This is a genomic window from Rhodococcus xishaensis, from assembly GCF_004011825.1.
In the GTDB taxonomy this organism is placed as follows: domain Bacteria; phylum Actinomycetota; class Actinomycetes; order Mycobacteriales; family Mycobacteriaceae; genus Prescottella; species Prescottella xishaensis.
Genome location: NZ_RKLO01000004.1, coordinates 186735 through 207894 on the forward strand (window position 1 = coordinate 186735; position 21160 = coordinate 207894).

The 21160-nt window shown below is 64.5% G+C and carries 23 protein-coding genes and 1 CRISPR repeat array; of the genes, 4 read left to right on the plus strand and 19 right to left on the minus strand.

Annotated features, from left to right (window positions below; all coding sequences use genetic code 11):
• Positions 1–68 precede the first annotated feature (68 nt).
• The 3 genes from EGT50_RS10955 to EGT50_RS10965 are packed head-to-tail and all read left to right on the plus strand — an operon-like array spanning position 69 to position 2078.
• Entirely contained in the window at positions 69–998 is a 930-nt protein-coding gene (locus EGT50_RS10955) for an ABC transporter ATP-binding protein (protein ID WP_164873390.1), read from the plus strand.
• A complete protein-coding gene (locus EGT50_RS10960; RefSeq protein ID WP_127954362.1) occupies positions 995–1846 on the plus strand; it encodes an ABC transporter permease in 852 nt (283 codons plus the stop codon). The genes EGT50_RS10955 and EGT50_RS10960 overlap by 4 nt, the downstream gene beginning before the upstream one ends.
• Entirely contained in the window at positions 1836–2078 is a 243-nt protein-coding gene (locus EGT50_RS10965; RefSeq protein ID WP_127954366.1) for a helix-turn-helix transcriptional regulator, read from the plus strand. The genes EGT50_RS10960 and EGT50_RS10965 overlap by 11 nt, the downstream gene beginning before the upstream one ends.
• Positions 2079–2193: 115 nt before the next feature.
• On the opposite strand, the gene EGT50_RS10970 is transcribed toward EGT50_RS10965, so the two are convergent.
• Entirely contained in the window at positions 2194–2715 is a 522-nt protein-coding gene (locus EGT50_RS10970) for a hypothetical protein (RefSeq protein WP_127954369.1), read from the minus strand.
• A 298-nt stretch (positions 2716–3013) separates the two neighbouring features.
• Between EGT50_RS10970 and EGT50_RS10975 the strand changes: the two genes are divergently transcribed.
• A complete protein-coding gene (locus EGT50_RS10975; protein ID WP_127954372.1) occupies positions 3014–3475 on the plus strand; it encodes a VOC family protein in 462 nt (153 codons plus the stop codon).
• A 118-nt stretch (positions 3476–3593) separates the two neighbouring features.
• Here the strand turns inward: EGT50_RS10975 and EGT50_RS10980 are convergent, their stop codons facing one another.
• The 18 genes from EGT50_RS10980 to cas3 form a co-directional block, all read right to left on the minus strand.
• Positions 3594–3944: a hypothetical protein gene (locus EGT50_RS10980; RefSeq protein ID WP_127954375.1), complete on the minus strand. Its 351-nt coding sequence runs from the start codon at positions 3942–3944 to the stop codon at positions 3594–3596.
• An 848-nt stretch (positions 3945–4792) separates the two neighbouring features.
• Positions 4793–5011 carry a hypothetical protein gene (locus EGT50_RS10990; RefSeq protein WP_127954381.1) on the minus strand — a complete coding sequence of 73 codons (219 nt, stop codon included), beginning with the start codon at positions 5009–5011 and terminating at the stop codon, positions 4793–4795.
• A gap of 147 nt (positions 5012–5158) precedes the next feature.
• Positions 5159–5224, minus strand: a complete 66-nt coding sequence (locus EGT50_RS17400; RefSeq protein ID WP_127954909.1) for a DUF2510 domain-containing protein — start codon at positions 5222–5224, stop codon at positions 5159–5161.
• 421 nt (positions 5225–5645) lie between these two features.
• Positions 5646–6017: a DUF4345 family protein gene (locus EGT50_RS11000; protein WP_127947558.1), complete on the minus strand. Its 372-nt coding sequence runs from the start codon at positions 6015–6017 to the stop codon at positions 5646–5648.
• Positions 6018–6025: 8 nt separating this feature from the next.
• Positions 6026–6382, minus strand: a complete 357-nt coding sequence (locus EGT50_RS11005) for a hypothetical protein (protein ID WP_127954384.1) — start codon at positions 6380–6382, stop codon at positions 6026–6028.
• A gap of 367 nt (positions 6383–6749) precedes the next feature.
• The gene (locus EGT50_RS17405; protein WP_127947557.1) at positions 6750–6920 is read right to left on the minus strand and encodes a helix-turn-helix domain-containing protein; all 171 of its coding nucleotides are present in this window, start codon (positions 6918–6920) and stop codon (positions 6750–6752) included.
• Positions 6921–6976: 56 nt separating this feature from the next.
• Positions 6977–8365, minus strand: coding sequence for a replicative DNA helicase (gene dnaB / locus EGT50_RS11015; protein WP_127954911.1), 1389 nt, complete (start codon positions 8363–8365; stop codon positions 6977–6979).
• A gap of 540 nt (positions 8366–8905) precedes the next feature.
• Positions 8906–9358 carry a 50S ribosomal protein L9 gene (gene rplI, locus EGT50_RS11020; protein ID WP_127954388.1) on the minus strand — a complete coding sequence of 151 codons (453 nt, stop codon included), beginning with the start codon at positions 9356–9358 and terminating at the stop codon, positions 8906–8908.
• 16 nt (positions 9359–9374) lie between these two features.
• Complete coding sequence (gene rpsR / locus EGT50_RS11025; protein ID WP_127954391.1) at positions 9375–9617, minus strand: 30S ribosomal protein S18; 243 nt, start codon at positions 9615–9617, stop codon at positions 9375–9377.
• Between the two features lie 39 nt (positions 9618–9656).
• On the minus strand, positions 9657–10184 hold the full coding sequence (locus EGT50_RS11030; protein WP_127954393.1) for a single-stranded DNA-binding protein: 528 nt from the start codon (positions 10182–10184) through the stop codon (positions 9657–9659).
• Positions 10185–10285: 101 nt separating this feature from the next.
• Positions 10286–10573 (minus strand): 30S ribosomal protein S6, encoded by a 288-nt coding sequence (gene rpsF / locus EGT50_RS11035; protein ID WP_127947541.1) that lies wholly within the window; start codon positions 10571–10573, stop codon positions 10286–10288.
• 509 nt (positions 10574–11082) lie between these two features.
• Positions 11083–13449: direct repeats of the CRISPR family, unit length 37 nt; unit sequence GTTGCGATCCTCATCGGCCCCGAGGGGCCGATGCTGC.
• Positions 13450–13571: 122 nt separating this feature from the next.
• A complete protein-coding gene (gene cas2 / locus EGT50_RS11040) occupies positions 13572–13862 on the minus strand; it encodes a CRISPR-associated endonuclease Cas2 (RefSeq protein WP_127954396.1) in 291 nt (96 codons plus the stop codon).
• A 1-nt stretch (position 13863) separates the two neighbouring features.
• Positions 13864–14886 carry a type I-C CRISPR-associated endonuclease Cas1c gene (gene cas1c, locus EGT50_RS11045; protein WP_127954400.1) on the minus strand — a complete coding sequence of 341 codons (1023 nt, stop codon included), beginning with the start codon at positions 14884–14886 and terminating at the stop codon, positions 13864–13866.
• Positions 14879–15520, minus strand: coding sequence for a CRISPR-associated protein Cas4 (gene cas4 / locus EGT50_RS11050; protein WP_127954913.1), 642 nt, complete (start codon positions 15518–15520; stop codon positions 14879–14881). The genes cas1c and cas4 overlap by 8 nt, the downstream gene beginning before the upstream one ends.
• Entirely contained in the window at positions 15517–16374 is an 858-nt protein-coding gene (gene cas7c, locus EGT50_RS11055) for a type I-C CRISPR-associated protein Cas7/Csd2 (RefSeq protein ID WP_127954403.1), read from the minus strand. Before cas7c ends, cas4 begins: the two co-directional genes overlap by 4 nt.
• A complete protein-coding gene (cas8c, locus tag EGT50_RS11060) occupies positions 16371–18170 on the minus strand; it encodes a type I-C CRISPR-associated protein Cas8c/Csd1 (protein WP_127954406.1) in 1800 nt (599 codons plus the stop codon). The genes cas7c and cas8c overlap by 4 nt, the downstream gene beginning before the upstream one ends.
• Entirely contained in the window at positions 18170–18856 is a 687-nt protein-coding gene (gene cas5c / locus EGT50_RS11065; protein WP_206615798.1) for a type I-C CRISPR-associated protein Cas5c, read from the minus strand. The genes cas8c and cas5c overlap by 1 nt, the downstream gene beginning before the upstream one ends.
• A complete protein-coding gene (gene cas3, locus EGT50_RS11070; protein ID WP_206615799.1) occupies positions 18853–21132 on the minus strand; it encodes a CRISPR-associated helicase Cas3' in 2280 nt (759 codons plus the stop codon). The genes cas5c and cas3 overlap by 4 nt, the downstream gene beginning before the upstream one ends.
• Positions 21133–21160: the final 28 nt, after the last annotated feature.

Below are 21160 nucleotides of genomic sequence, written 5' to 3' on the forward strand. Positions count from 1 at the left end.
TGAGTATTGCCACAACGCTATGTAGTACATATGCTACGAAGCGTCTAAGAGTAATGATGGGGAGGCTCATGAATTCGCGAAGTGGGATCGTGCTCGACGTCGACGGACTGCGGATGCGATACGGCGACAACGATGTTCTGCTCGACGTGACGTTCCAGGCCCGGCGCGGCGAGGTACTGGTGATGCTCGGTCCCAATGGGGCCGGCAAGACGACGACCGTCGAGATCCTCGAAGGGTTCCGCAACCGCTCGGCGGGCCGCGTCACGGTGCTGGGCGTCGATCCCCAGGACGGCGACGAACACTGGCGCGCTAGCATCGGCGTCGTTCTGCAATCCTGGCGCGACCACGCCAAGTGGCGTGTGCGTGACCTGCTCGCCCATCTCGCCGCCTTCTATCGGCCGTACTCCACGGTCGACGGCCAACAGTCCTGGGATACAGACGAACTCCTCGACCTCGTGGGGCTCACCGAGCAGGCACGAGCCAAGATCGCGAATCTCTCGGGTGGTCAGCGCCGCCGACTGGACGTCGCGATCGGCATCGTAGGCCGACCGAAGGTGCTGTTCATGGACGAACCCACCGCCGGCTTCGACCCCGCGGCTCGCAGAGACTTCCATGATCTCGTGCATCGTCTGGCCGACCTCGAGGAGACAACGGTGTTGCTCACCACCCATGACCTCGACGAGGCGGAGAAGATTGCCGACCGGATCCTGATCCTCGCCGGCGGCCGCATCGTCGCCGACGGCTCGCCCGATGCGTTGGGTCGCGAGATCGCGAGTGAGGCCGAGGTGCGCTGGACCGTCGACGGCCAGCGCTTCGTACACACCACCACCGAGTCGACGAAGTTCGTCCACGAATTGTTCAGGCAACAAGGTGATTCCATCGGTGAGCTCGAGGTGCGCCGTGCCTCGCTGGAGGACACCTACATGGCGCTGGTCCGCCGCCACGAGACTGGCGACGTCGAGACCAGCGCAGTCACTCTCGCGGAGGTTGCACGATGAACCCCACTGCCAACGCAGTCCGCGCCGGCCTCGCCCGCGGCTGGATCGAACTTCGCCAACTGTTCACCACCGGTCCCGACCTGATCGGTCAGTTCATGAGCCCGGCCATCGCACTGGTCGTGCTCTACCTCCTACGCAATCGTGAGTACGCGGGCAGCGACCTCTCGATCGCCGAACTCGCGGTCCCCGGTCTCATCGGGTCGATCATCGTGTTCAACGGACTGTTCGCGATCACCAATGTGCTTGTCCTGGACCGCGAGGACGGCACGCTACTGCGGGCCAAGGCGGTGCCGGGCGGGATGATCGGCTACGTGGTCGGCAAGATCGTCTCGGCCGCAGGATCTGTCGTCGTGCAGGTGGCGGTGGTGCTCGCGGTGGGTATGGCGGTAATCGGAGGGGCGTCGCTGGGCGGCCTCAGCGTGTGGGCGACCTTCGTTTGGGTTCTGCTGCTCAGCCTGCTCGCCGCCCTGCCGCTCGGCGCGATCCTGGGCGCCGTCCTCGACGGCCCCCGCGCGACGTTCCTGCTGACGATGCCGCTCATGGGGCTCGTCGCCATCTCGGGGATCTTCTACCCGATCACGGCGCTGCCGGGGTGGCTGCAGGCCATCGGCCAGATGTTCCCGATCTACTGGAGCGGCCTGGGGATGCGCTCGGCATTGCTTCCCCCTGATGCAGTGGCGGTCGAGATCGGCGAGTCCTGGCGGCACGCCGAGACCGCCGCCGTGCTGGGCGCCTGGGCTGTCGCGGGACTGCTGATCGCGCCGGTAGTGTTGCGGCGCATGGTGCGTCACGAATCGGGATCGAGTATGGCCGCACGACGTGAGAGGGCGATGCAGCGTGCCTTCTGAGGTCATCTACAACCGCATCGCGATGCTGCGCGCCGAGCGGGGCATCTCGCGGCGGGAGTTGGCCGAGGCGCTGGGCGTCCACTACCAGACGGTGGGCTACCTCGAACGCGGCGAGTACAGCCCCAGCCTGCACCTGGCGCTGCGTATCGCCGCCTACTTCGAGGTGGCGGTGGAGGTCGTGTTCTCCACCGAGCCGTTTCCAAGGCTGGGGTCGGGCGCCGAGTCAGCGTGACCCGACGTCTGGCCCGGGAAGATGATCGCCTGTAGTTCAGCTCCCCACCGGAAGGCGACAACCGGTGAGGAGCTGAGCGCAGGTGCCGGGTCAGCTACCGAAAAGCAGGGGTCCCTCAGCTACCGGAGCTGCCGAAAGCAGGGACCTCGGCACTGCCGGAGCTACCGAGGCTGCCCGTGTCCAAGTCCACCACTGCAAGAACCTCGGGCTCGGTGATCGTCGGGCCCGCGACGAGGTCCAACAACGATATGCACCCACCGACGACGCCATACAGGCCGGGCTCCACGTCCTCGACCTCGTAGTGTCTCGTTTGGCCTGGAAGGACGCCGAACAGGGACTCGACGGTGTCGAACAGCGGGAAGACCACGACACCGGGCTGGAGGAGCTCGAGGGGATTGTCGACGATGGCGGGAATGCTCGAGGCGTCGACGATCATCGCGTTGCAGCCAGCTAGCTCGATAGGCGCGTGCGGGTTGGTGATCGAGATGTTGATCGTGGTGCCGGACGACGACGCCTCCACTAGCGGCGGTTGAACGGCGGCCGATGCGGTGGCCGGCGCGGCGAGCGCGATGGTCGCGACGGTAGCCGCCGTGGTCACGGCACCGGCGGCGAACCTCTTCATGCGGGCAGCAGGCATGGATTACCTCCCAGTTGTCTTGTCCGAGTTGGCTTGCGCTCGTTCGTTGGTCGTTAGATTTAACCGCTAAGAGGGCTCCGCCTGACCGAGTTTCGGAAAGATTCTCATTCCGTCGCGGTCGGATCAATGCACCGAAGCGGTCGCGGCTGGCGCCATCGAAGCCCGATCGACCTACTTCTCAGCAGTTCAGGAGACGATTCGACTCTTCCCACTCGGGCTCGCCGCTGTTCGGAATCTTCACCGACGCCCGCGCTGCGGGACTTGACCTTTACGCGGCGTCAAGTTGGAGGCTGGAGTCATGACGATCTCAACGGAAGCGGCTATCGACCGCTCGATCTATCCCATGCCCATGTTCGCGTCGTTCCTGGTGCGCGATCTCGACACCAGCGCGAGGTTCTACAACCAGGTTGGGTTCATCACCCTGGCTTCGATTCCCGGACCCACCGGAGTTCAGTTGATTCACCTGCGGCGCGAGAAGTACCAGGATGTGCTGCTCACGCAGGGCGAGGCGGTCACCGGTAGCGTCACGGTGTCGTTCGCTGCCGGCGCCGACGACCTCGCCGCCCGGGCGGATGCGCTGGCAGGAATGCCTGACCTCGCGGGGACCGTCGAGGGCCCGACGGACACCCCCTGGTTCACGACGGATCTCACGATCACTGATCCCGACGGCAACCGCATCATTCTGACCGCTCCTCGAACAGCCGATCACGCTGCCGCAGCGGAATGGTTGGAGAGCGCAACTGGAGAGTTCCGTTCGTAGGAGGCAGTGAGCTCCAGCGCCGACGGCACCGCGAGATGGATGGGTCACCGCTCGCGGTGCCGTTGTTGTGGTCGAGATGCACGGGAGAGGCAGTCTCGGCGGCTGTGGCCAGGTCCCCTCAGCGAGCTTGCATATCGGTGAGCTCTGTCCCAGCAGGGAATGGAAGCGTGAACTCTTCGCCGACATCGCCGACGGCATCGGAGACTGCGGTAGACACAATGACACGGTCCTCGTAGAGCTGCCGGATTCTCACAGTGTGTCCGCGGTAGTGGAACCGATTCAGCAGAAAACCCATGCCACGCTTCTCGAGTGCTTCCTCCGCGGCGGGCCAGTCGGGAACTGGTTCGAGGGGCCGGCCCAGACGATCGACGGGGATCAGGTCAGGCGCCTGAGAGTCCAGGTCGATCCAACCGACAACTTCACCGTCCTCACGGCGGTGTGGAATCCAGTGACTCGGAATGGCGCTCATGGACCCTCACACTATCCGGACCCCGGGATGTAACCGGTGTCGATCCGCGGTGCGTCGTCCCGGTTTGATTCGCTCACCGGCCACCACGTGCTCGATTGTCTCGGCCGGACGCGCATTTCGCCTACTCTTCGCTGCACCTCGACAATTGCGCCCGGCCGCCGCTGTCGAGTTCCGCGATGTTCGCGCCGCGCACCTTGCCGTGAATGGCTTTTGCGCACGCTCTACAGATTCGACTGAAGAGAATGGCGAGCTCGAGATCAACTACATGGATGGCCCAACCCCCTACCCTCGTTCGAATGCGTGCATTGAGGAAGAACGAGGTCCGCGGCCTGACCGCTGGGTTGGTGAGTCTGACGATAAGTTCGGTCGCCATTGGTGTGGCGAACCAGTCCTGGACCAACTTCGTGCTGATGTTCCTCGTGGGGCTAATCTTCTTAGCTGCAACGCTTGTGGCGGTTCGTCTCCTGGCCTCGCCGAAACGCTAGCAACTGAAGAACGACGAGTGACACAGCTCACCGAGATCCAAGCCGGCTGAGGGGACCTGGCCACAGCCACCGAGACTGCCTGTCACGTGAAACTCCAACCCCCGGGCCGCACACCGTGCACCTACTTGGACGGGCGTCGGCGACTGGCGCGGGATCCGTCAAAGTAGCAGGGCGTGTCTCGCTAATCTTCGCTGCATCTCGACAACTATGTCGAGATGCAGCGAAGATTAACGGGACTCGCCGGTGCAGTTTGACGGACCTCGGGCGTGTCGAGGGGTCTCGCTAATCTAGGTGCAACGAGCGGAGCTGAACGCCGCCGCGCGTAGCTACTCGCGAAATTCGGGCAGCGTGCCCTCGCCACTCTCAAGCCTGCTCCTCCTTCGTTGAGTCCCGCCTCAAGAATGCGTGGAACGCGCCGAGGATCCAGCAGCCGATCCCGGCCACCACGGACACGATCACCCAGTTGATGCGCCTCTCCCATGCATCCGCGCAGAGCTGGGTGTTGGCGAAAGGCGTGTCAAAGCCGTTGGACACACTGCCACAGGCGATCGGGCCGGCCGTGACGTCGAGGAGGAGCAGCACTATAGGGAGGAGGAATATCCCAACGAGTGCTAGTGCGCCGAGAGCCGTCTCAATGTTCGAAGACGGGCTCTCGCGGTATACCTTGAAGAACTTCGTGTTTCGCTGCTGTGGGCGGGAGCGCGTGCCGTTGGTCCATCGAGTGCCGTCCTAGTACCGCTCGTCGTGCTTGCCGGAGGGGTCGGGATACCAGCCAGCGGGCCGTGAGGATTCCATGAGGGCATCAAATCAGGAGAGCCAACCTCGAGGTGATGCCAGGGTGCTGACAACGAGCCAATGACCCGTTGTAGGGTCCCGGCGTTTGCCTGCTGGGAGCGGACCACTCCTCGGCGGCGGGGGAGGCCGCGGCGACAGCGGCGGGCGGCGGCCCGCGACGCCGAGATTGACCTGTGAGTGCGCGTCGCGGCGAGGGTGTTCCGTAAACGACCGAATTTGAACCGTGAGAGACAAATCTGGGCGATGTGACTCGCGGCGATAGGTGGCGGTGTTCTCACGTCGTCAAGTGGCGCCAACGACGAGCGTGCTGCGGCCCGGGCTCGACAACGTCGGCGGTGATGCGACCGACCCGTCGTTCCCGCTCTCCGATCACGGCGGCCTTCGCCGCCAGCGGGCGCCTGGTTTGCTGGGCAGGCGAACCTTAGTTGAGGACGAAGTGTGCGGCTACGAGCAGGGCGCCGATCACGAGCTCGATGAGCAGCGGTGGCAGGACTGCCTTGTCGAACCCGTCGGCCACGATCCCTACGATGCGACCGATTGCTGCAGCCCCCATCAGAATTGCGACTGCGAGAAACCAGAGGGTCTCATCGGCCGCGAGCCCCACGACGAGCATCGTGACACAGGCCAGGAAGAACCCGCCGAGCACACTTCGGATCTCGCTGAGTCCGGGTATCCCGACCGGTGACAGTCCTACGGCCTCGCCCATGTTTGTCGGCATGAACATGGATCTGAGGCCGAGGGCGACGAGGGGGACGGCGAGTAGGCCGACGATGATTCGCATTGCGAGTTCCATGCTGGTTCCTAGGTGTTGTTGGGGCTGTAGGCGTTGGCGATGGCCTCGGCGATCCGTTCGGGTTCGTCTTCTTGGAGATAGGGGCTGGCAGTGTCCAGCCGGATGACCGCGGCCTGGGGGAACGCTGTCTCCCAGTGCTGGAGGATGCCGCGGAAGACGGGGTCCTTGGTGCCCCATACGAGGACCAGGGGTTTGTCGCTGAGGTTGGCTTTGACCCGTTGTTCGAGTTCGGCGAGCCAAGGTTTGGCGGCCCGGATCTGTTTGGGGAACGCTGCGATGCCTTTTCGGGACTCAGGTGTGGGGACGACGGCGGTGTAGTGCTCGAACTCCCACTTCGGGTTCACACGCCCCGCCCCGGTTCCCATCACACAAGTGTGCACCCCAAGGCAGCAAAAACAGAGCAGGTGACCGGTTCTCGATTCTGAGTCCACCTGGTTCCAGAGTCGTTTTCGGGTTCAGTGGACCTCGGAGCCCGCGGAAGTGTGGCTCGGGACCGGAAGCGTGCGGACCCCGGTCGGCGATGTGCGTCACTGCTGCCGCGCCACCGCTACGCGCTGGCTTGCCCTCTTATCCCGTGGCTGGGTCGTGGGGAGACGAGCGCCCGGCCGCAAGGGGTACGGGCCGGGCGTTCGGGTGTTGATCGTCTCAGGATCGGCGAGTTTCGAATGGGATCACCTCAGTGGAAACGGATTTCGTGGTATGCCGAACTCAACCGACTCGTCCGTCGCGCACTCAACCGCGAGGAGCCTGCGGGGTGATCGCCGCCGTGAATAGTTTCGGTATCGGCCCGCACCCATTTCCAGTTAGAGGTCGGCTGGTAGTTTCCGTCTCGACGGTGGCGAGTAGCCGGTACACGGTGGCGCGGGACATGCCTGTGAGCTTTCCGATCTCGACGGCACTCATGCCCCGGTCGCGGTATTTGCGCGCCACCTAACGGCGCGAAAACACCGCCATCTACCTCAGCCCCGCGCCATATCCACGAAACGCGAGTAGTGCAACTGGTGCGCGACAGTGATATTCGCCGTCGGTCCGCCACGGTGCTTGCCGAGGATGATGTCGGCCTCGCCGCCGCGCGGATCGTCCCGCTCGAACGCGTCAGGGCGGTGCAGCAGCATGACCATGTCCGCGTCCTGCTCGAGCGAACCGGACTCGCGGAGGTCGGAGACCTGGGGGCGCTTGTCGGTTCGCTGTTCGGGACCACGGTTGAGCTGACAGATCGCGACCACCGGCACCTCGAGTTCCTTCGCGAGCAGCTTGAGGCTACGGGAGAACTCGGAGACTTCCTGCTGGCGGGACTCGAACTTCTTGCCCGACGACATCAGCTGCAGGTAGTCGATCACGATGAGGCGGATGTCGTGCTTCTGCTTGAGCCGGCGCGCCTTCGCGCGGATCTCCATCATCGTCAGGTTGGGGGAGTCGTCGATGAACAGCGGCGCCTCGCTGATCTCACTCATCCGCCGCGCCAGCCGCGTCCAGTCTTCGTCGGACATCCTGCCCGAACGCATGTCCGCGAGCTTGATCTTCGCCTCCGCCGACAGCAGTCGCATCACGATCTCGGTCCGGCTCATTTCGAGCGAGAACACGACGCTCGCCATGCTGTTCCTGATCGAGCACGAACGCATGAAATCTAATCCGATTGTAGATTTGCCGACGCCCGGCCTCGCCGCCACGATGATCATCTGCCCAGGGTGCAGGCCGTTGGTGACCTGGTCGAGTTCGCTGAACCCGGTGGGAACACCCAGGGAGATGCCGCCGCGACTGGCGATGGAGTCGATCTCGTCCATCGTCGGCTGCAGCAGTTCCTCGAGCGGGATGAAGTCCTCGGTGGTGCGCCGCTCGGTGACCTCGAAGATCTCCGCCTGCGCCCGATCGACGACCTCGGCGACGTCCTGACCGTCGGCACCGGAGTACCCGTACTGCACGATGCGGGTGCCGGCCTCGACCAGCCGGCGCAGTACCGACTTCTCGGCCACGATCTCGGCGTAGTACGCCGCGTTCGCTGCGGTGGGGACTGTCTGTGTGAGGGTGACAAGGTAGGGGGCACCACCGATGCGCCGGAGTTCTCCGCGTCGCTCGAGTTCCGCGGAGACAGTCACCGGGTCGGCCGGCTCGCCGCGGCCGTAGAGGTCGAGGATCGAGTCGTACACCGCCTGGTGCGCGGGACGGTAGAAGTCTCCAGGGCGTAGCACCTCTAGGACGTCGGCAATTGCGTCCTTGCTGAGCAGCATGCCGCCGAGCACCGACTGCTCGGCGACCATGTCGTGCGGAGGCTGCCGACCGAACTCCTCGCTCGACTCCCCCGGGGGTCCCGGGTACTCGGAATGACCACGATCATCCACAACCGCCAACGCGACCGCCTTCCCCGCGACGAGCACTCGACGCCGATCTGCGCGCAGCTCGAACAATGGCACGGACTGCGTCAAACACTGTCTGTCGCTGTCTCCACACTCTTTGTACCCGCATACCCCGACAAAACCGTGCCGCCTCGCGGACGGTTCGAAAGACACACTCGCGACGACGGTAGGACCGGAAACGCCTCTCGCCAAACCGCCCTGTGGACACCACTGTGGATGAATTGGGGACGCGGCTCGAACGAGTGTTGACCGTCTGGGGATAACTGGGGATGAACTGGTGACGAACGAAGACCCGCGGGAAGAATCCGCAGGTGGTGGGGGGTATTTTCAATCACACCCCTGTGGATTTAAGTCCCTCCGGCGTGTCGCCCGAGTTGACAACCCGGGCGTGTTGGGTGACGAACAGTTGAACGGAGTATGACCGGGGTCACTGCAGGTGCACCTGGGTGGTGAGTCTATCCACAGGGCTTTCGTAGCCACACGAAGGGCCCCGTGGACGCGATGTCCACGGGGCCCTTCGACCGAAAGTGTCGCCTACGCGGCGACGACGTTCAGGTGGAACTTGGCGGCAACCTCGGGGTGGAGGTTGACCACGATCAAGTGCTTGCCAGTGTTCTTGATGTGAGCCTTCGGCAGCTCGAGGTTCCGCTTGTCGACAACCGGGCCGCCGGCAGCCTTGATGGCGCCCGCGACGTCGGTAGCGGTGACGGAACCGAACAGCTTGCCCGCGGCGGAGGTCTTCACCGACAGGGACACGCCCTCGAGACCCTCGATCGCGGCCTTGAGCTCCTTGGCGTGGTCGAGACCGCGGACCGCGCGCGCCTCCTGGGCGCGACGGATGCCGTCGACCTGCTTCTGGGCACCACGGGTGGCAACGATGGCCAGGCCGCGGGGGAGCAGGTAGTTGCGGCCGTAGCCGTCCTTGACCTCAACGGTGTCGCCGGGCGCACCGAGGTTGTCCACGTCAGCGGTGAGGATCAGCTTCATGTCGTCCTCCCTTTCCTTAGCGAGCCGTCGAGACGTAAGGCAGCAGGGCCACCTCACGCGAGTTCTTCACGGCCACCGCGACGTCCCGCTGATGCTGGACACAGTTGCCGGTGACACGGCGTGCGCGGATCTTGCCGCGGTCGCTGACGTACTTACGCAGCAGCGTCGTGTCCTTGTAGTCGATCTGCGTGTTCTTTTCCTTGCAGAACGTGCAGACCTTCTTCTTCATAACCTTGTCGCGCAGCGGCGCCTTCGGCATGTCTTTCCTCGTTTTCTGGATGTTCCGATCGGGTACGGATCAGAACGGCGGTTCGTCGTCGGAGCCTTGGGAGCCTCCGTAGGAACCCGCCTGCGAAGCGGTGTTCCACGGATCGTCTCCGCCTTGGCTGTAGTTGCTGGATGCCGGACGTCCGCCGCCGGATCCGCCGGAGGAGCCACCGAAGCCGCCCCCGCCACCACCACGGCTGACCTTGTTGATCTTCGCCGTGGCGTAACGGAGCGACGGGCCGATCTCGTCGACCTCGAGCTCGACGACAGTGCGCTTCTCACCTTCACGAGTTTCGAAGGAGCGCTGCTTGAGCCGTCCACTCACGATCACTCGCGAGCCGCGGGTCAAGCTCTCCGCCACGTTCTCCGCCGCCTCGCGCCAGATGTTGCAACGCAAGAACAGAGCCTCGCCGTCTTTCCATTCGTTGGTCTGACGGTCGAAGATGCGAGGCGTGGACGCGACAGTGAAGTTCGCGACCGCTGCACCCGACGGGGTGAAACGAAGCTCGGGATCAGCCGTCAGGTTTCCGATGACGGTGATGACGGTGTCGCCTGCCATGTGGTTCCTCCTGCAGTGTGTGGAGTTCCTGTTGTTCGAGAGCCTAGGTGCTCGCGGGGACAAACAGCTGCCCCGACGCCCAGGCCCGAATCAAACGGGAATCACTTGCCCTGGCGCAGGACCTTCGTGCGGAGCACCGACTCGTTCAGACCGAGCTGACGGTCGAGCTCGTTGACGGTGGCCGGCTCGGCAGTGATGTCGATGACCGCGTAGATGCCTTCGCTGTGCTTTTCGATCTCGTACGCGAGACGCCGCTTGCCCCACACATCGACCTTGTCGACATTGCCGCCGTCCTGACGGACGACGTTGAGGAACGTATCCAGCGACGGGGCGACAGTGCGCTCGTCCAGGCTGGGGTCCAGGATGACCATCAATTCGTAATGACGCATAAGACCTCATCACCTCCTATGGACTGTGAAACGGCCACGGGCTGTCCGTGGCAGGAGGGTCGTTGCGTCAGCAACCTTTGCAGGCTACACGAGGGCCCTGTGACCTGGGAAATTGATCTCCGGACCCACCCCAAGAGGAAGTGGTCAAGGGAATCGGAGCACCCGGACGTCGCGCTGGCGGAACAGGCCCCTGCTCATGTTTGGGACGTTCCCCTGGTGCGCAACTTCGAGGTAAGCGCGAGATTTTGCCACGAGGCTGGGGTGTCAATCACTCAGGGGCGCGCGTGAAGGCGCGTGAGGGGACTGTCTCGGTTTCCCGCTGGCGCGGCAGACCTGGCCGTCCGAATGGCCGCACTGGCCAGCGCTACCGACGTCCCGGGGGACGGGGTAAAGGGGCTTCACGCTTGCTTAGAGGGCCGGGGATGCTGCGCCAGCCGCGTAGTCGCGTGCCCCGTGCCGCCGATCTTGCTGCGTTCATCGTTGTTGAGTAAGTCGTTTCGTACGACGGTGTTGCGATCCTCATCGGCCTCGAGGGGCCGATGCTGCATCCCCACGTGTGATTCATGACGGTCTCGCGGGCCTCGTTGCGATCCTCATCGGCCCCGAGGGGCCGATGCTGCCTGTGCGGCCTCGGGGACTTTGAGCCAGGGTGATTCGTTGCGATCCTCATCGGCCCCGAGGGGCCGATGCTGCCAGCACTTCCGCGTCCAGAACGCCAAACGACCGCGTTGCGATCCTCATCGGCCCCGAGGGGCCGATGCTGCCGTGCCGCGGTAGGTGGCCTTCTTCGACTCCCCCAGGTTGCGATCCTCATCGGCCCCGAGGGGCCGATGCTGCTGGCGGTGCGGTAGCCGACCACGGACAGGTTCTGCGCGTTGCGATCCTCATCGGCCCCGAGGGGCCGATGCTGCGCTGGGTGTCCCGGAAGAATGGGGTCTGGAAACGACGTTGCGATCCTCATCGGCCCCGAGGGGCCGATGCTGCAGGCCGACGACGCTAGTCCGTCGCCGCAGAAGAATCGGGTTGCGATCCTCATCGGCCCCGAGGGGCCGATGCTGCTCACTCACTGCCCGCAAGGGCACGAATACACCCGCGAGTTGCGATCCTCATCGGCCCCGAGGGGCCGATGCTGCCAGGTTCGGGTCTCCCGCACGGTTGTCGAAGTGATCGTTGCGATCCTCATCGGCCCCGAGGGGCCGATGCTGCCTGCCTGCGTGCGCACGGCATTGGCGCCGAGGAACTTCACGGTTGCGATCCTCATCGGCCCCGAGGGGCCGATGCTGCCATCCGCCGAATCGAGCTGAACCGCAGGTCAGACGGCAAAGTTGCGATCCTCATCGGCCCCGAGGGGCCGATGCTGCATCGTTGCGCGGTGGCCTGAGGGAAGCGGGCCATGCGTTGCGATCCTCATCGGCCCCGAGGGGCCGATGCTGCCCTCGACACTCCCGTCCACCAGGTTGACACCCTCGACGTTGCGATCCTCATCGGCCCCGAGGGGCCGATGCTGCTTCCCATCAGTCTCTGTGGTTGTCGCCAGCGATTGTGTTGCGATCCTCATCGGCCCCGAGGGGCCGATGCTGCCCCCCATCGCATGACTGCGACAACGGCTGGCTCGGCGTTGCGATCCTCATCGGCCCCGAGGGGCCGATGCTGCATGATCGTCAACCCGGCAGCGTGGGCTGAGGCACCGGTTGCGATCCTCATCGGCCCCGAGGGGCCGATGCTGCCCCCCATCGCATGACTGCGACAACGGCTGGCTCGGCGTTGCGATCCTCATCGGCCCCGAGGGACCGATGCTGCCCGCACGGGCCTCGATCAACTCCCGCACTCTCCGGGGGTTGCGATCCTCATCGGCCCCGAGGGACCGATGCTGCTCCTCATCGAGGAGGTGGCCTGATGCTCGTGTGCGACTGCGGTTGCGATCCTCATCGGCCCCGAGGGACCGATGCTGCAGTCAGACCCGGCATCATTCCGACCAGCAGGTCACCGTTGCGATCCTCATCGGCCCCGAGGGACCGATGCTGCCTGCGATCTGGAGTGGGACATGCGTGTCGCTGTGCCCGTTGCGATCCTCATCGGCCCCGAGGGACCGATGCTGCCGCCGAACGCGGGGTGGTACACGGACCCTCAGGGGGGCGCGTTGCGATCCTCATCGGCCCCGAGGGACCGATGCTGCTGGATTGGATGGTGGCGCAATGGACGTGAGCATTGTGGTTGCGATCCTCATCGGCCCCGAGGGACCGATGCTGCAAGTCGGTCCGCCGCTGCCCCGCCGGGATCGGATAGAGGTTGCGATCCTCATCGGCCCCGAGGGACCGATGCTGCTCGGGGACTCCGGTGTCCAATCGCCGTCGCCGTTGGTGTTGCGATCCTCATCGGCCCCGAGGGACCGATGCTGCACGCGAGCGTGCAGGCAAGGCCCTCACCCCACCACCGGTTGCGATCCTCATCGGCCCCGAGGGACCGATGCTGCAGTCGTTGTCATATCTCTCCGGGCCGGTCCCCCAGGTGTTGCGATCCTCATCGGCCCCGAGGGACCGATGCTGCAGTGAGAGGGTCCGTGCTCCTCGCCGCGATCGAGCAGGGTTGCGATCCTCATCGGCCCCGAGGGACCGATGCTGCTGGGCCAAACGCCTCGGCCTGCTGTGGTCGAAGAACGCCTCGGCCTGCTGTGGTCGAAGAGCCCGAAGTTGCGATCCTCATCGGCCCCGAGGGACCGATGCTGCATGACGGATGTGCAGTTCTTGGCCTGCGAAGACTTCGCGTTGCGATCCTCATCGGCCCCGAGGGACCGATGCTGCGTCTCCTGGTTCGCGCCGATCGGCACCACCGAGACCTCGTTGCGATCCTCATCGGCCCCGAGGGACCGATGCTGCCGTCTGTGACCAGCGAGGTCACGTCAGGGTTCATATGATATTGGCCTCTAGCGCCTGCTGGCGCCCGAATCGTCCGCTCTTTGCCTAGGCGCCCCCGCCGGTTGCGCGCCCACTTCCGGTTCCTAGATCACTATGGGTCCCCGCGGGTCGATCTCCCGTGATACTCCGAGGTGTTCAACTTCGTCGAGTGCACCAGATGGCAGTGAGTAGAGGCGAATGCTGTCACGCTCGTGGTCGATTGTTGCGCGGAGCGTAGCGATCAGGCGCAATTCGTCGGTATCACGGCACACGACTTCGAACACTGATTTCTGAACTCGGTGCCCATAGGCCTCGCATATTTTGGCGACCCGTCGTAAACGTCTTTGCCCTTCTCGAGTTGTGGTGTCTACGTCGTAAGTAACGAGAAGATCCATGTCAGTTCACGGTCCAAGGTCGGTATGTGGCGAGGTCGCCACGTAAATGCCGGGCGAGTAATCGTGCCTGAACGAGAGGGATTAGTGCAGCGGGGATCTCGCGGTCGAGTTGTGCGTGTGGCCACATACGTTCTCGGCTGTGTTGCCACGCATTCAGAACGGTGCGCCGACCAGCGTCGGTGAGCCGCACCGCCCCGTTCGGTAGGTGCTCAAAGTCCCTCTCTTGCACCTCGTTGCGGTTGAGAAGGGTGAGAGCGAGTCGATCGGCGAGAAGGGGGCGGAATTCTTCCATGAGGTCAAGGGCGAGTGCGGGTTTGCCAGCTCGGACGGAGTGCAGGTAGCCGATGTACGGGTCAAGCCCGACTTGCTCTAACGCACCGTGAACGGCGACCCGCAGCATCCCGTACAGAAACGACAGCACACAGTTGGCCTGGTCGACAGGTGGCCGTCGCGATCGTTCGAACGGTGCAGAGATGCGAGTCGAAAGAGCCGGGTAGGCACCGAAGTAGTCACGAGCCGCGGTACCTTCCACTCCGAGCAGCGCTTCCATGTGCGGGACGAGTGCGGCGGCACGAAGTGTCTCGGCGTGACGTTGTGCCGCAGCCCTCAGCACGTCCTGTCGTTGTCCCGCAACGTCTCGCGCGGCTCGGAGCAGGACTTGCCGGGAGTTGTGGATCTTCCCGGCAACCATCCCCTGGGCGATCTCGAGCCTACGTTGAGAATCTTCGTGTGCTCGATGCTGCGCCCGACGGAGTAGAGGGTTTCCCACAGTGGGGCCGTCCAGCCGGGCACGGAATCGGCCGAAGCTGGTGAGCCAGCTGACAGTTCGGCGGTCGTCGGCGCACCGCAGCAGCAACTCGTTGGTGGTCGTGACTCCACCGAATAGGACGAGGTGGTCGATACGTGCTAGAGGGAGAATCCGTCGACCTGGATGGTCGGGGTGACGGATCCTGACGGTGTCGCCATCGAGTTGAAGACTGGTTCCCGGTGTCTGCGCGTATAGCGTGTTGAGTAACTCAGTCATGCCAACCCCCAAGTGGGCGCGGAGTGAACAGGTCCACTGGCGGGTCAGCACGATGCGTAAGGGTTGGCAGGCAGTCGTCCCGGAGGGAGCAGCGTCGACATCGTGCGTCGTTCCGTGCTCGCGGGAGTTGGTCATGTTCGAGTAGAGCGCGCAGGCGGTCGGCGGCTCGGCGCATCCGGTCGAGGAGGTCATCGGTGATCGGCACGGCGTGCCTGTGTCGATCGGCCGCGGAGTACACGTATCCGACTGGCACCGCAAAGCCAGCACCAGTCAGGCAGGCTGCCTGTCCCGCGAGCTGAACGTCCGCTGGTCCACCGGCGCGGTATGCGCCGGCCTTGTACTCGACGGGGACGGCGTGGTTGCCGCTGAACTCCACAAGATCGCAGACTCCGTGCAAACCGAGTTCTGAACTGAACACCGGCAACGCACGAATCCCGTTGATGCCCTTGCGGCTGCGTACACCGGGGAGATCGACGCCTTTGTGGACCAAATCGCCGCGCACGGTGTGGATGTTCTCCGACCAGATCCCTTCGATCTGGATTAGGGCAGCTTGTCGTTCGCAGTACTCGACGTGTTCGAGGCCTGCGAGTGGGACACTTCGCAGTTCCGTGGCGTCGTCGGCGATTCCTGTCATGGCCACAGATCGACGAGTTTGGTGAAAGTGACACCATCGGGGAGGTCGTCGTTGTGAATGACTCGCTCGTAGTCGGTGTGGTGTCGTGGTGGCTTTTCCTCATTGGTGCGGCGGAGTTGGACGCGGCTAGTAAGACTGGCCGCGCTGGCCGCGCCGAAGGCGTCTTGATGGCTGAAGACGTATAGCCCGCACATCTTCATGTCGCCCCGAGTGGCGGAACGGTCGTGGTCGAACATGTTGAGCAACGCTGTCCACAGGGTCTGCAGGTCCTGGTCGGTGATGCCAGTCTTGGTGCCGCGGCTCCCGGAGTAGTAGGCGTGTGCCTGGTACAGGCCGTAGGGAAGGGTCCACTTCGAGCCCATTTCGGTGCGTTCGCCTTTGTCGATGTCCTCCTGGCGAGTCTGGGTGACCCGGGTAATGGTGTGGTCGCTCGGTAGAACGGGGTCGAGGCTACGGGCGAAGGTGAGCTGGAGGGGTCCGCGGACCTGGCCGGCTCCGCCGGCTTTGCCGGTGCTCAGCACTGCGCCGAACATGCGGACGTCGAAGTAGTGGTCGCACAGCCAGCGCTGTGCATCGTCGATGCCCTCGGTTGCTGTGAGTGCTTCCTCTATACGGGTATTCAGCGCGTGCCCGGCCTCGACGAAGATGCCGTATCGGGGATCGCCGGACTTGATCTCTGGGACGATGTCGCGGATCTTCCGCTTCATAGCTACGTCAGTGATCAGCCCATGGCCGGTTTCGTCGTCGGTGCGAGGCTGGTTACCCGCGTCGGGGTCGCCGTTGGGATTGCCGTCCGTGACGTCGAACAGCAGCACGACATCGTGACGGACGGAGGGGTCGAGGTGGGCGGTCATGCGGAAGCTCCTTCGTTGGCGGCAATGGAATCGTCGATTGCGGTGACCCGGTCGGCCCGGGAAGTGCGGCCAGCCCGTGTGTCTGCGCGTTGCTGGTGGTAACCGAGGATGAACGTCGCCTGGTCTGCTAGGACGAGGGCGTGGGGAATCCCGTCGTCTGCTATCTGGGCGAACAGCTCGTCGAGTTGCTGCTCGGCCTTCGCGGCCCAGGTTGGGCGGTACCGCCTGAGCTGTTTAAGCCATGCTCGGGCATCGCGGCGCCCGGCTACCAGAGCGACCCGGGGGCTGGTGACGGCGCGAGCAAAGTAGCGGTCGGTGAAGGTGACGTTGAGTGCTTGGTCGCCGCGGGCGCGGACCGCGGATCGTTGAATGTCCTCGAGCACTGCGAACAGTCGCCCGGCCAGATAGGCGGGTTGGTTATTGTCGGTATTGAGTTCGGGCATGTACACCTCCGGATTTCGGATGCCGGGTCGGCGGAGCAAAGCGAGGCGAATCAGTGCGACACGACTGGTGTCGATCCGCCCATCGCTGCGGATGCGGTTGACGAGGTGGGCAAGTAGCTTCGGCGGCAGCGGCTTTGCGAGCAGAGCTGTGCGGGTCAAAGCGGCGTAGATGCCTTCGGGCCGGTCCGCGCCGGGGGCATCGAACCTCGCATAGGATCCGTTCTCCCCTCCGCGTCCGGCGATCCAGCGGCCGGAAACTGACGCGAGTGTACGAAGTCCCTTGTGGTGGACCTCCCCAGTCCAGGTGTCGACCATGGCGTGGTCGCCAAACCAATTCGACAAATTCTCCTGGATCTGCGGCAGGGGCAGCTCGATCCATTCGCGGACGACGACTCGGGCGATGTTGCCGCCTATCGCGAGAGCACAGAATTTGGAAACGTCCTGATCAGCCGATGGCCGCCCGCGAGCGGCCGAACCGAGGAGATCGGCCACCTGAGCCGGATCGGGATCATCGAGCACGTCCAAACTGAACTCGACACCCCCGGTGACCCACCAGGCCAGCCGGGTGTTCTGGCCGGGGATGGGGGTGCTGGAGGAACCGGCGAGCAGTTCCCCCAGAGCATGCATGAACAGTTCCCCGCAGGTCATGCAGATCGGGGTGTGAACCAGCTGCTTCTGGAGGTCGAAGCCGTGCGTAGCCTTGTTGATGCTGACCAAAGCAGCCTGGCTGCTGGTCCCCGGCACCGAGCGGGCTGGCAGTGGTTTGGGGATGGTCTTGAGCAGCCGTTCCTGGCGTCCGCATACCAGGCATATCCCTTCGCGATTGCTGACCTTGCGTCCGGAGGCCTCGGCGGCCCAGAAGGACTTGGCGGACTCTGTCTCATGGAGGAACTGCCCGCCGACCCGATAGGCCACAAGATCACTGTGCACCCACTGCTCTGGCTCGAGTAGTCGGTCTTTCTCCTGGCCGGACAGGAATTTTCTTACGGCCTTGGCTGCATCGGTCGGCTCGTGGTCGCACCAGCGGTCGACGAGATCCCTGAAGGTGGCGTGATATCTCCCCGCCTTATCGCCCCGCTCGTCGGCGGCCCAGCCGAGGGCGTACTCGACGGTATCGACCAGCAGCCTCGGTTGCGGAGCCGTGCCGGAGCGGTATATGAGCGGCACGAGATGTTCCACACCCCGCCGACGGGCGGGATCGGATGGGTCCGAAAGAGGCGTGAGCTGGCTGGAGGCCAAGGTGCCGTCGGCGTCCAGCTCGACGACCCAGCGGACAATGGCCGGGCTGTAGAACGATGGCGGACGAACACTGGATCTGGTTCGCGCGTACTCCACGAGACGGGCGAGCAGCATCAGGCCTCACCACTCGCGCTGGCGCCGGGCACCTCGATACCACGAAGCGGCACGTGCAGCACCCCGCGGTCAAGGCGTGCTGTGAACCACTCCATGTGCACGGGCGGGCCGAAGTGAATGGTGTGCAGCATGACGCCAAGATCCTCGGTGTGGTCGATTGCCGGAGTGTCGTCCGGTTCGCCGAAGTCGGCGCTGAACTCGCGGGTGCCCAGGTAGGGCTGGTGGAAGCATGCACCTCGCGCAACTCGCCGGCGGAACTGATCGCGATAGGCGGCGGCGGGTTTGGTGGCCCGGTCCGTGACTTCGATGTGGGCGTGGATCCGATAGGCGACGTCGCGGAGGCAGATCGCGTTGCGCTGATCTCGGTGCGCGGCGGTGTCGACACGTTTGCCTCGGCGGGCGTCGTCGAGCGAGACAATCTGGGAGGTCTCGTTGCGGCGGATAGAGAACTTGCGGATCGGCTCGAGGACCTCGATTGCCGCCACGCGGTAACGCATCTCGGGCTTCCAGAAGATCGCTTCCAGGACGCCTCGGGCAGAAGGCGGCGTCATCACCGGGTAGGTGACCCGTTCAACCTTCAGCTCCGGCCGGGAGAACAGGGCAGCATCGCCCTTGACCTGAACCACCACGGGCGGGTGGCCCTCGGAGCTGCGGGGCAGGGCGAGTGCAGGGGTAGGAACATTCACAGGATGAACTCCTCAGGACGGGGATCGAGGTCAATGCCGACATCAGGGTCGTAGCTTCCGACCCATTCGGCGAGGCCACCGCGCCCGCCGGGTTCACCTATTACGGGCCTCAGCAGCGCGATAACGCCCGGCTGGCGCAGCACGGACCGGTGCACGGTCGTGACGTAAGGCTGGAGCTGTCGCAACCAGGATCTTTCGGGCCGAGTGCCCTCTCGCAGCGCTTGCATCAGCCGGTCGATGTTCTCTCGGGTTGTCGGGTCAGCTACGGCCTGCGGCGTGACCACCGCGATCGAGTCGTCCTCGATCATCCGGAACGCCTGTGTGCGGTCGGGAATCTGGGTGATTGGATCGCGGGGTCCGTCGGTGACGGCTGGGAAGTCAAACCCCCTGCGATGGAACTGGATTTGCTGCCCAAGGTGGCCACGGCCTTCAAGGTTCAGCGACCCATAGACCGACCGGTAGTAGTTGCGGAGAGCGTCGAGATCGTCGGGATCGGCCCGGCCCGGTCCGAAGTGCGTCCGGGTGAGATTGACAAGCGTGTTGTAAGGCGGCGGCATGCCGGCGTCCTGCGGATCCACGATGACCACCCGGCCCGGCCTGCCGAGATTTCCTTCCCTGTTCGCACGTCCGGCCGCCTGTAACAGCGAGTCGGCTGGGGCGAGGGTGCGGTACACGACGGGAAAGTCGACGTCGACCCCGGCCTCGATGAGCTGCGTCGAGACCAGCAGTGTCGGTTCACCGGCGCCAAGGGATGCGTGGACCGCGGCGAGAACGCGGCGCCTGTGGTCGGGGCACATCCGCGTCGACAGTTGCCACACCGCGGCAGACGAGACAGTTTCACGCCACCTGTTGAACACGGTTGCGGCGTCGGCGGTTGTGTTGACCACGACCAAAGCCTGGCCGCACTCCGCCGCCTCGTCGGCAACCTGGGTCAGCGTCGGGCTCGGGTCGATGCGCCAATCAAAGACAACGCGCCGCAGCTGCGCGACCAGCTTCGCTGGCTTTGGGATGATGTCGACGGCTGGTAGGTCACGGAACGGGCTAAGGTGCCAGAAATCGGGTTGAGTGGCCGAGGTCAACAGCACAGTGGTCCCGAAGTGCTCGACCAGGGTGCGAAGCGCGTCCAGGATCGGGACGAGCAGACGATGCGGCAGAGCTTGCACCTCGTCGAGGATGATCACCGCACCAGCGAGCCGATGAACGCGCCGCATCGCAGCTGGCTTTCGTCCGAACAGCGCCTCAAACAGTCGCACGGTCGTAGTGACTACAAACGGAGCGTCCCAGTTCTCCGCGGCCAGCCGCTGCCATCGCTGCCCACTGTCGAGGTCCACGCCGCTGTGGTGCTCCAACACGATCTCGGCTCCGGCTACGTCCAGAAGTGAGCGATAGACCGCTGCGTTCTGTTCCGTGATGGTCAGGAACGGGACAGCAACGATGACGCGTCCAGCCCCGTGGGTGGCGGCGTGGTGCAGCGCGAAGCCCGCGGATGCGAGTGTCTTGCCCGCGCCTGTGGGAGCGGCGAGACGATAGATGCCCGGACGATCCGCGGCGGCAGCGATGCACTCGCGGTAGACCTCTTCGCGCACAGAATCGATCGCCGCCGCCGGTCGGTGCTCGAGCAGCTTCTTGCGCTCGTGTTCGAAGAGGACACTTAGCGCCGCGAAGTCCGCATCGGGGCGAACCGCGACGGGAGCGGCTGCGAAATGCGCCGCCGTATCGAGGAAGTCCGCGTCGCACAGCGTGCTGAACAGCAGACGTAATGCCATCTCGGCGACGAGCTCATCTGCGCGCCAGGCGTCCGGAATCTCGACAGGTCCGGCGCTGAACAGCTCGGGAAGCACCGAACGCAGCAGATGCTCAGCTTCCCGGTTGCGTTCTCGTGAGGCGGGATCCAACCCATCGAGTCGGCCCCTGAGGTCTCTCCAAGCGCTCAGACCCCCGTGGTGTCCGTCGATGGCAAGCGCGAACGGGCGCAGGCCACAGTCTATCCCGAGTTGGGCTCCGAGTAGCTTGTGATCGATACCGACCCGGCCGCCGGCTGCCTCGGCGCGCAACAAACCCGCTTGCCATGCGCACGAAGCCTTTCCCGCGTCGTGAAACAGCCCCAGACGGTGTGCGATAGCCTCTCCGCCGAACGGCTTCGCGAACCTTGCGGCCAGCTCAGCCGTACCATGGAGATGGTCCGCCAGCAGATGCCGGTGACCGGCTTCGCCAGAGCTGTGAGCCCACAGCGTCGATCGCTTTGCATCGCATCGATAGCCGGTATCCTCCGTCACGCCAAGTATCGTCGCAGAGCCCCCCGAC